Annotated in this window: 7 protein-coding genes; all 7 read left to right on the top strand. The window is 30.5% G+C overall.

Features of this window, described 5'->3' with window-relative positions:
* The first annotated feature begins 236 nt into the window (after window positions 1-236).
* The 7 genes from uvrB to ACMZI9_RS02325 all read left to right on the top strand — a co-directional run bounded on the left by uvrB (window position 237) and on the right by ACMZI9_RS02325 (window position 11949).
* Complete coding sequence (gene uvrB / locus ACMZI9_RS02355) at window positions 237-2234, top strand: excinuclease ABC subunit UvrB (RefSeq protein ID WP_323176715.1); 1998 nt, start codon at window positions 237-239, stop codon at window positions 2232-2234.
* Window positions 2235-2247: 13 nt separating this feature from the next.
* Entirely contained in the window at window positions 2248-5088 is a 2841-nt protein-coding gene (uvrA, locus tag ACMZI9_RS02350) for an excinuclease ABC subunit UvrA (RefSeq protein WP_416099211.1), read from the top strand.
* Between the two features lie 63 nt (window positions 5089-5151).
* Window positions 5152-6090, top strand: coding sequence for an HPr(Ser) kinase/phosphatase (hprK, locus tag ACMZI9_RS02345; protein WP_323176713.1), 939 nt, complete (start codon window positions 5152-5154; stop codon window positions 6088-6090).
* A complete protein-coding gene (gene lgt, locus ACMZI9_RS02340) occupies window positions 6083-7069 on the top strand; it encodes a prolipoprotein diacylglyceryl transferase (protein ID WP_416099210.1) in 987 nt (328 codons plus the stop codon). The genes hprK and lgt overlap by 8 nt, the downstream gene beginning before the upstream one ends.
* 214 nt (window positions 7070-7283) lie before the next feature.
* A complete protein-coding gene (locus ACMZI9_RS02335) occupies window positions 7284-8201 on the top strand; it encodes an NAD(P)/FAD-dependent oxidoreductase (RefSeq protein ID WP_416099209.1) in 918 nt (305 codons plus the stop codon).
* Window positions 8202-8228: 27 nt separating this feature from the next.
* The gene (locus tag ACMZI9_RS02330) at window positions 8229-10022 is read left to right on the top strand and encodes an ABC transporter ATP-binding protein (protein WP_416099208.1); all 1794 of its coding nucleotides are present in this window, start codon (window positions 8229-8231) and stop codon (window positions 10020-10022) included.
* Window positions 10015-11949 carry an ABC transporter ATP-binding protein gene (locus ACMZI9_RS02325; protein WP_416099207.1) on the top strand — a complete coding sequence of 645 codons (1935 nt, stop codon included), beginning with the start codon at window positions 10015-10017 and terminating at the stop codon, window positions 11947-11949. Before ACMZI9_RS02330 ends, ACMZI9_RS02325 begins: the two co-directional genes overlap by 8 nt.
* Window positions 11950-11999: the final 50 nt, after the last annotated feature.

The following is an 11999-nucleotide window of genomic DNA, read 5'->3' as shown; positions in this document are numbered from 1 at the left end:
TAAAATCCTTTCTCTTATTGTAAACAAAAAGCAGACAGTTTTTTTTATTTTCTGTCTACTTTTCTTGTCCTAGTTTAATATTAAGGTTTTCTTATTAATTTTCTTTTTCACATCTCTCCTGTTAGTTAATAAATTTAATTATAAAGATTTATCAGATTTTAAGTCTAAAAAATAGACTTTTTAGTCATTTTTAAAAGAATATTATGCTAAAAATTAACATATATAATATATTAATCATGAGTATATTCGATTTAAAAGCAGACTATAAACCACAAGGCGACCAACCTAAAGCAATTAAAGAATTAGCAGAGGGTGTTAAAAAAGGAAATACTGACCAAGTTCTTTTAGGAGTGACAGGTTCAGGAAAAACTTTTACTATTGCTAATGTTATTAAAGAAGTTAATAGACCTACTATTATTTTGTCTCATAACAAGACTTTAGCAAGTCAGTTATATAGTGAGCTAAAGTCATTTTTCCCTAATAATGCAGTTGAATATTACATTAGTTACTTTGACTTTTTCAGACCTGAAGCATATGAACCAAGTACTGATGTTTATATTGAAAAGGATTCTAAAACTAATGAGCAAATTGAAATCTTAAGAATGAGTGCAATTAATTCATTAATTACACGTAAAGATGTAATTGTTGTGGCCAGTGTTTCAGCTATTTATGGAGCACTTTCTCCAGATGTTTATAAAGATTCATTCTTTAGATTTTACAAAGGTCAAGAAATCGGGTTGAATAACTTTATCACACAACTTATCAAAATTAAATATGATAGAAATGATATAGACCAGTCTCCTGGAGATTTCACAGTTAAAGGTGACACGGTAATTGTTAGACCTGCTGATTCTGAAAATCATGCAATTAGGATTTCATTTTTTGGAGATGAAATTGAAGATATTGCAACAATAGATCCACTTACAAAGGAAGTCTCTAAAAAACATAATATCTATGTACTTTCACCTGGAGATGAGTATGCTACAGATAAAACTGTTTTTGATAGGATAATTCCAAAAATTGAAGAAGAATTAGCGCAATCAATTGCAAAGTTTGTTAAAGAACAGAAAATTCTTGAGTCTGCTAGATTATCTCAAAGAGTCAAAAATGATATTGACGATATGAAAGAATTTGGTACTTGCAAAGGTATAGAAAATTACTCAATGTACCTTGATGGTAGAACTTTCGGTCAAAGACCATACACAATTTTAGATTACTTCCCTGAAGATTCATTAATGTTAATTGATGAGTCACATATGTTTATTCCACAATTAGGAGCAATGTATAAAGGGGATAGATCAAGAAAAGAAAAACTTGTTAATTATGGTTTTAGATTACCATCTGCTTTTGATAACAGACCTTTAATGTTTAATGAATGAGAAACTGAATTTAAGTTTCCTAGAATTTACATTTCAGCAACACCGGGCGATTATGAACTTGAAAAAACTGAACCAAGTAATATTTCAAAACTTTATGTTCGTCCTACTGGATTAGTTGATCCTGAAATTATTATTAAACCAAAGCAAAATCAAATTGAAGACATCTATGACATCATAATAAAACAAAGAGAAACTGGTGAAAAAACAATCATTCTAACAGTGACAAAAAGAAGCGCTGAAGAGTTATCGACTTACTTAATTGAGCACGGAATTAAAGCTGCTTACATTCACTCAGAACATAACACTTTTGTTAGAAATGAAATTATTAGAAAGCTTAGAAAAGGTATTTACGAAGTTATTGTCGGGATTAACCTTTTACGTGAAGGTATCGATATACCTGAAGTTTCTAGAGTACTTGTTTTAGATGCAGATGTAGCTGGTTTTATGCGTAATGCGAGAAGTTTAATTCAGATTACAGGTCGTGCAGCTCGTAACGCAAATGGTAAAGCAGTTTTCTATGCTGATAGAATCACTGAAGCTATGAAAATTTGTATGGATGATAATGAAGAAAAAAGACGTATTCAGCTTGCTTACAATGAAAAACACGGAATTGTACCTAGAACAATTATAAAACCTATAAGTGAGCCAATTCATGGTCACGATATTACAAATGCTGTTGAAGCTATTTTAGCTAAACAAAACAAAACTAAATCAGGCGACAAAATTGATAAGAAAGCTAAGCAAGAAATTATTGACGATATTAGAAATCAAATGAATCAAGCTGCAAAAGAGCTTGATTATGAAAGAGCTATTGAGCTTAGAAATATATTATTAGAATTACAAGAAACAAAATAGAAAGGAGTATTAAATGAGTAAAGAAAATTTATTAATTATTCAGGGAGCTAGAGAAAATAACCTTAAGAATGTTGATTTAACTTTACCTAAAAATAAGTTAATTGTATTTACAGGTCTTAGTGGTAGTGGTAAAAGTTCACTTGCGTTTAACACAATCTATGAAGAAGGAAGAAGAAGATATGTCGATTCTCTTTCATCTTATGCAAGAATGTTTTTAGGAGGGACTAAAAAACCGGATGTTGACAAAATCGAAGGATTAAGTCCATCGATTTCAATTGAACAAAAAACTGTTCATAATAACCCTAGATCTACTGTTGGGACAGTTACTGAAATTTATGATTATTTCAGATTACTTTTCGCAAGAATTGGCAAACCATATTGTCCTACACATAACATTGAAATTTCAACTCAGACAACTAAAGACATTTTAAATTCAATTTATGAACAAGAACCTAATTCAAGACTTGTTATTTTAGCCCCATTAGTCGATGGAGAAAAAGGAACACATCAAAATCTTTTTGAAAAGCTTAAAAAAGAAGGTTTCTTAAGAGTTAAAGTTAACGGTATGTATATGATGCTTGATGAACCTATTGATTTGACCAAAAACAACAAGCACACTATAGAATTAGTAATTGATCGTGTTAGATTAACTGAAGAAAATTACAATAGAATTTCACAAGCTTTAGAAATTGCAACTGAATATGCAGATGGATTGATTAAGGTTGAAAATGTTGACTTAGATAAAACATTTATATTCTCAAAAACATACTCTTGCATCTACAAAGATTTCAATATGCCTAAAATTGAAACAAGATTATTCTCATTCAATGCTCCATATGGAATGTGTGATAACTGTAAAGGTTTAGGTCTTGAGTTTAAAGCTGACTTTGATTCAATTGTTCCTGAACCTTGAAGATCAATTAACGAAGGTGGTATTGAATATTTCCAAAATACAGTGAATACTCAAAACCTTGAATGACAAGAGTTTGATCAACTTTTAAATTACTACAATATAAATAAAAACACACCTATTGAAGATTTATGAGAAAAGGAGCTTGAAATAATTAAATATGGTTCACACGAACCTATTGCTTACACATTAGTTTCTTCATCAAACAACATCATCAGAAGAGAAAAAGAAATTGATGGTATCTTAACTAAGATTGAGAAAATGTATTATGAAACTACTTCAGATAGAAGAAGAGATTACCTTAAAAAATATATGGGTTCATTCACTTGTTCAGTATGTAAGGGTTCAAGATTAAATGAATATGCATTAGCAGTTAAATTAGATAATAAAAATATTTATGATTTTATTGCTTTATCAATCGAAGATTCACTTGAAGCGGTTAATAAATTAATTGATACATTAAATGATAATGACAAGCAAATTTCATCATTAATTACAAAGGAACTAATCGACAGATTAAGCTTCCTTAAAAATGTGGGTCTTGACTATTTAACCCTTAACCGTAGTGCTGAAAGTTTAAGTGGTGGAGAAGCTCAACGTATTAGATTAGCTACTCAAATTGGTTCAAATTTAACAGGCGTTTTATATGTTTTAGATGAACCATCAATTGGATTGCATCAAAAGGATAACTTAAAACTTATTGATGCACTTAGAAAAATGGTTGATATCGGAAACACATTAATTGTTGTTGAACACGACGAAGACACAATGTTTGCATCTGACTATATCGTTGATATAGGACCAGAAGCTGGATTAAATGGTGGAACAGTAGTTGCTCAAGGGACTTTAGATGAAATAATAAAATCAAAAAATTCAATTACAGCTAAATATTTATCTGGTGAATGAAAAATCGAAGTTCCAGCAACACGTAGAGGTGGCAATGGTAAACAAGTTACTATTTATGGAGCTAGAGAAAATAACCTTAAAAATATTGATGTAACTATTCCTCTAGGTAAATTAGTTGCAGTGACTGGAGTTTCAGGATCGGGAAAAAGTACATTAGTTAATGAAATTTTAGTTAGAGGAATTCAACATTCACTTGGACTTAGTGAAGGTTTAAATCACAAGAAAGCTAAATTTAAAACTATTTCAGGATTAAATAACATTGATAAAGTTATTGCGGTTTCTCAGTCACCAATTGGAAAAACTCCAAGATCAAACCCTGCTACTTACACAGGAGTATTTGATGATATTAGAGAAATTTATGAAAACATTGAAGAATCAAGAATTAGAGGATATACAAAAAGCAGATTCAGTTTCAATGTACCTGGTGGTAGATGTGAAAAATGTTCAGGAGATGGTTTCATAAAAATTGAAATGCATTTTTTACCTGATGTTTATGTACCTTGTGATCAATGTGATGGTCAAAGATATAATAAAGAAACACTTGAAATAAAGTATCACAACAAAAATATTTCTCAAGTTTTAGATATGAGTGTTGATGAAGCGATTGTATTTTTTGAACACAGAAATAAGATTATTGACAAACTTCAAATTCTACAGGACGTGGGTTTAGGTTACATTAAGCTTGGACAAATGTCAACAACTTTAAGTGGTGGAGAAGCGCAACGCGTTAAGTTAGCAACTTACTTGCAAAAGAAACCGACAGGTAAAACAGTTTATGTCCTTGATGAACCAACAACAGGATTACATACTCACGATGTTAAGAAATTAATTCATATTCTTAATAGAATTGTTGAAAACGGTGACTCAGTTATTGTTATCGAACACAACTTAGATGTAATCAAATCTTGCGATCACATTATCGATTTAGGACCTGATGGTGGAGTTCACGGGGGACAAATTGTTGCTCAAGGAACACCTGAACAAGTTGCTGTAAATCCAAGAAGTTACACAGGTCAATTTCTTAAGAAAATTTTGTAATCAAAAACTTAATTAATTTAATAAAATTAAATTACAAAATTTAAATTTCAAGGAAAATACTCAATGAATAAAGAACGTAAAAAAATTAATGTCAAGAAAATCATTGATTTCTATGATTTAAAAATCATAAATGGTGAAAATCAAGAATTGGTTTATAACGACATTTATCAACCTGCAATCAAACGTGTAGGGCTAGAATTAGCAGCTAATTATTTAAATGACAGAATTAACAAAAACGTTATTGCTTGGGGAACTGCTGAATCGTCTTGATTTTTTGAAATAGGTAAAACTAAAGCTTACCAAGCTATAGAGTGTGTTATTTCACAGCAACCTCCACTTGTTATTTTGTCTAAAGGGTTTAATAAACCTGCGATTAACTGAGTTGTAGATATAGCGAACAAATATAAAGTTCCAGTTGCACTTGTTAATATGAGTACATCTTACATATCAACAAACATCGGTTCATATTTAAATAACTACTTTGGGGAAGTTACACAAGTTCACGGAACATTAGTTCTTATTGGAGGAACAGGTGTGCTTATTACTGGAGCTAGTGGAGTTGGTAAATCTGAAGCTGCTTTACAATTAATTCAGCAAGGTGCAGTTTTAATTAGCGATGATGCTGTGTTGATTAAAGATAACGGAAACATTTTTATCGGATCATCACCAGAAATTACACGTAATTTTCTTGAAATCAGAGGTATTGGTTTAGTTGATATTAAAAAACTTTATGGAGTATCAACTGTAGCCAAATCATCAATCATCGATCTTGTTATCGAACTTGTTAAACAAGATGGTAACAGTGAATTCGATAGATTAGGTGTTGATTATTTAGAGTATCCAATTTTTGGGCGTTCAATTAAGAAAATGCAAATACCAATCAAAGAAGGAGGTTCAGCTGCTTCATTAATTAGAGCTGCTGTTAATACTTACTTAGCTAGAAATGATGGTATGAATGTATTAGATGAAATTTATGAAAGGACACTATTAGAAAATGAATAATTCAGCATATCCTGCTTGAGTACCTGATTCTCCAATAGCAGAGGGTACTTCAACAATCTTATTTAGTATTGGTTCCTTTCAAATGCACCTTTACTCATTTATGATTATGTTAGGTTTTATCCTATCAATTCTTACTGTTTTCTTCTTCTGATATAAAGAAGGCTGAAATATAGATATCTTATTTGTGATAATTTTAATCACAGTTCCTGCTGGTATCATTGGAGCTCGTTTAGGGTTCGTTATTGAAAGACTTATTTATCAACCTGATAATCCATTCCCTAACTCGCATTGATACGCAATTTGACAAGGGGGATTAAGTATTCAAGGGGGAGTTGTTCTAGCTGCTTTCCTTGATATAGTTTACTTATACACAAAGAGAAAAGATGTTGATCTGAAAAAAGCATTTGGATACATTCTTCCAGCAGTTTTAGTAGGACAATTTGTTGGACGTTTTGGAAACTATGCTAACCACGAGGTTTATGGAAAAATAGACTGAACCGGTTCATCAGTATTAGTATTCGGAAAATCATTTGCTTCAAATATGTACATTTCTGACTCATTAACTACAAGTATGGGTCTTGAAGGTGCTTACAGATATCCATTATTCTTATACGAAGGATTAGCAAACTTAATTGGTTACATTTTAATTTGTTGAGTTGTTAACTACTTTGGATTATTAAGACCAGGGTCAGGTGGAGCTTTATACTTAATTTGATATGGTATAACTCGTGCTGCAATGGAACCTTTACGTGAAGAATCATATAACCTTTATTCAGTAGTTGCGATCTTATTCATCATCGGTGGTGGATTGGCACTTGTCTACTTTGAATTCTTAAGAGGAAATTTATATGTAAGAAAATTAGAAAAATACAAATTTGTATTTGAACATAAAAATAAAGAAGCTTACTTAAATCACGTAAACATCACAAGTTTTAGCTACTTATTTAGTAAATTATGAACTAAGAGGCCTGTATCTTAATTTAAATATATCCAAGCAATTGGATATATTTTTATTTTGCAAATTTTAATGCTTAATAAAACTAAAATTTATTTAGCTCAATTAGCAAAAACTTACTTTTTGACCTATATAACTAGCAAATTTGTATTTTTTGATAAAATCTACTCACATTTAACAATGATTTAAAAAGTTATAAAATTTAAAACTAAATAATTAGTTTTTAAGGAGAGAAGCTATGAACGAAATTTATGATCTTGTGATTATTGGTGGAGGACCTGCTGGATTAAATGCAGCTTTATATGCATCAAGAGCAAACTTGAATGTTGCATTTATTGAAAAAGGTGCTCCTGGTGGTAAATTATCATCAACTGCAAAAGTTGAAAACTGATTAGGTACATCTGAAATTGAAGGCTGAAAATTAGCTCAAGAATTCTTTGACCATGCTAAAGAATATGGAGCTAAATATCTTTACGGTACAGTTACAAAAATTAATAACTTAGGTAAATATGATAAAGAAATTGCTTTATCAGATGGTTCAGTTGTAAAAGCGAAATCAGTTTTAATTGCAACTGGAATGATAAATAGAAGACCAACTTTCATACCTGAATATGATAGATTTGAACACTTTGGAATTAGTTACTGTGTTGTTTGTGATGCTCCATTATTTGGTAAAAATCCATCGGTAGTCTTAGGTGATGGGAATTCAGCTGTTGAAGAATCAATTTACTTATCTAGAATTGCTAGTGAAGTTAATTTAGTTATCAGAGATGAAACATTCAAAGCTGATAAAGTTTTAGTTGAAGAATTATTGAAGCAACCAAATATTAAAGTGTTTAAAAATTCACAAATAGTTCAGTTATTGGGCGATAGACAACTTGAAGGGGTTGTTATTAAAAATAAAAATGGTGAGCAAACAGAACTTAAAGTTTCATCGTTTTTCCCTTACATAGGATTTGAATCGTCTGCGTGATTTGCTCAGGATTTAGGAATACTAGATGAAAAAGGTTTTATTGTTACTAACGATAAAATGGAAACAAATGTTCCAGGAATTTATGCAGCAGGTGATATTAGACAAACAAAAGTTCGTCAAATAGTTACAGCAGCATCAGATGGAGCAGTAGCCGCTAGAAGCATAATTGATTATTTAAGTTAATTTGCAATTTAAAAGAAAGGAGTAATAATGGAAAGGACACAAACTAAAAATTATGTTCCTACACATTTTAGTTTCTTTGAATTAACGAAAAACTATAGAACTGCTTCATTGCTTTCTATATTATTTGCTATTTTAGAAGTTGTAGCACAAGTTCTTATTCCGTTAGCTGTTAAGAAATTAATGGATAATGGAATTCAAAAGTTAGCATTTACAGCATTACAAAACGAAGCGTGAAATGGTATTTTAAAATATTCACTTGTTATTATTGCGCTTGCTTTAGCGTCACTTGCTTTTGGTGCACTTAGTGGAATTTTCGCATCCAAAGCAGCTGCAGGACTAGGTTATAATGCTAGAGCATATGCTTATAAAAATTTAATGAGATTATCATTTAAGAATTTAGATAACTACTCAAATGGTACACTTATAACAAGACTAACAACTGATATTGTTTCTATTCAAAATGCTTATTTAAACATCATTAGAATGATGCTTAGGGCACCAATTATGATTTTGGTTGCTATTTCTATTGCATTTACAATAGCACCTATATTAGCATCAATTTTGCTTGCTATTATGGTTGTGTTAGCTATATTTATTGGTTTTGTAATGTTTATGGTTTATAGAAGATATCATTTAATGCTTAAAGCTTATGATGGCTTAAACACAAAAATTGGTGAAAACTTAAATGCAATTAGAACAATTAAATCATTCGTTAAAGAGCAAGATGAATTGCTCGATATTAAGAACTCATCAGCATTAGTTAGAAAAATTTCTATAATGACTGAAAAATGAATTAACTCAAACAGAGCTTTATTCGGGTTACTTATTTATGTTTGCTTAGTTTCATTTATTGCAGTTGCTACAAAAGATATTGTTGTGAATAAGCAAAATGCAACAATGGATTTTGGTACATTAACTTCTTTCATTGGTTATATGTTCCAAGTTTTAGTTAACTTCATTTTATTCTCTGTAGGTGTTATTAATGTAACTTCTGCTAAAGCATCGGCTAAAAGAATTAGAGAACTTATTGAAGAAAAACCAATTTTAGTTCAAAAAGAAGATGGGTTCACAGAAGTTGCTAGTGGAAAAATTGAATTTAGAAATGTGTCTTTAAAATATAAAGAACACGCTGAATTAAATAACTTAAATAATATTAATTTAACAATTGAACCAGGTGAAACTGTTGGTATTTTAGGAAAAACAGGTGCTGGTAAATCTTCGCTTATTTCACTCATACCAAGGTTATATGATGTAACTAATGGAGAAGTTTTAGTTGGTGGAGTTAATGTTAAAGATTACAATCTTAAAGCGCTTAGAAATCAAGTTTCTATAGTGCTTCAAAAGAATGTTTTATTCACAGGAACAGTTGCCGAAAATATGCGTTGAGGAAATGAAGAAGCAACTGATGAAGAAATAATTGAAGCACTTAAAAAATCATCAGCTTATGACTTTGTTTTTGCTAAAGATGGCTTGAGCACTTGAGTAGAAGAATCAGGGAACAACTTTTCAGGTGGGCAAAAACAACGTCTTTCAATAGCAAGATCTATACTTAAAAAATCAAAAATTCTTATCTTAGATGACTCAACTAGTGCAGTTGATAATAATACCGATAAGAAAATCCAGCACTCACTTAAATATGAATTAGGAGATGTAACTAAAATCATTATTGCGCAAAGAATTTCGTCAATTCAGCATGCAAATAAGATTGTAATTATTAATGATGGTGAAATTTCAGGGATTGGTAAGCACGAAGAACTTTTAAAATCAAACGAATACTACAGACATTTATATGAAACACAAAATAGAGGTAGTGATGAATAAAAGAAAAACTATAAAAAGCTCAGAAGCTAAAGGTGCTCTTAAAAGAGTTATTGCACTTATCTGAGCTACAAATAAATGATATTTTATGCTCATTATTTTCGGTTTCATTATTTCATCAGTAGTAAATGTTTTGGGCCAATCTTACCTGGGGTTAGTGCTATTCAACAAATTCTTAGTTCCATTTTTTCAATCAGGTTTCAATGAATTTGATTGAAATGGATTCAACCTTTCAATCATTATCTTAGTTAGTTTATTTTTATCAGGTGTGCTTTTTGAATTTATAGCAACGAGATTAGCAGTATTCTTAACACATACAACTATTAAAAACTTACGTGATAGCTTATATGCAAAAATGCAAACATTACCAATAAGCTACTTTGATAAGAAACTTAAAGGTGACTTAATGTCATTGTTTGTTAATGATGTTGATGTGCTTAAGCAATTCATAATGCAAACTGTACCAACAATATTTTCAAGCTTAGCAACACTTATTGTGACAACAGTGTTTATGCTTTACTACAACTGATTTTTATCATTAATAGTGTTCGCACTTGTAGGAACAACTATGTTCTTATCATCTGTTTATGCAAGCAAATCAAGTAAATTCTTTACATTAAGACAAAAACGTCTAGGTATTATTAACGGATTTATAAATGAGATGATTAATGGTGTTAAGGTTATTAAAGTCTTTAATCATCAAGAAGCTTCATTTGAAGATATGCAAAAGAGAAATAAAGAGTTCTATGAAGCTGACTACAAATCAAAAGCTTATGTAACTGTTTTATTCCCTGTATTTATGAATATTGGAAATATCAACTATGCAATTATTGCTATTATTTCTGGACTCATTTACCTTAACGGTGGTAAAGTTGGTTCATTAGATGTAACAATCAGTGCAGGAGTTATTGTTGCATTCTTACAATATGCAAGAAACTTCTCATTACCAATTTCTCAAATTGTTCAAGAGTTCAATACACTTGCAATGGCTGCAGCAGGTGCAAGACGTGTGTTTGATGCAATGGATAATTTATCAGAAGTTGATAAAGGTTCAATCGAAATTATCAATCATTCAGATTTATCTAAATCAAACATTATTTGGTTTAATTCTTATGATAAAGAAAAATTCTTAAGCGAACCATCAAGATACTACTTCAAAATACCAATGGGTTCAATGGGATGCTTAATTAAATGAATTGATGGTAAGTTTGATTTCAATCACGTTTATGCAGGTTATGTTGAAGGAAAACCTATTATCAAAGATTTTGATTTACATATTAAACCTGGTGAAAGAGTTGCATTTGTGGGTGCGACTGGTGCTGGAAAAACTACAATTACAAACTTAATTAATAGATTTTATGATGTATTTCAAGGTTCAATTAAACTTGATGGAATTGATATTAGACTAATTAAAAAATCTTCATTACGTAAATCACTTGGATATGTTCTTCAAGAAACTTCATTGTTTACTAAATCAATAGCCGACAACATTGCTTATGGTGTTCCTGATGCAGCACTTAAAGATATTAAAGAAGCTGCAAAAATTGCTAATGCAACTAGATTCATTAAACAAACTGAAGATGGGTTTAATACTATCTTAGAAAATGCAGGAGAATCACTTTCACAAGGCCAAAAACAACTTCTTTCAATTGCTAGAACAAGTATGTTAGATCCAATGATATTAGTTCTTGATGAAGCTACTTCAACAATTGATACAGAAACTGAAAGAGAAATCCAAGAGGGTATGTATGAACTTATGAAAAATAAAACTTCATTTGTTATAGCACACCGCTTAAGTACAATTAGAGATGTAGATAAAATCGTTGTTATGGATCAAGGACAAATTAAAGAAGTTGGTTCCCACGATGAGCTTATAAAATTACACGGTATCTATCACCAACTTTACACAGGTAAAATTGAACTTGATTAACACAAATCAGAATAGCTTAAATAGCTGTTCTTTTTTATATAAAAAACACT

Source organism: Mycoplasma sp. 4079, from assembly GCF_047785185.1.
Classification (GTDB): Bacteria; Bacillota_I; Bacilli_A; order Mycoplasmatales; family Metamycoplasmataceae; genus Mycoplasmopsis.
This window is presented reverse-complemented; position numbering and strand designations above follow the sequence as displayed.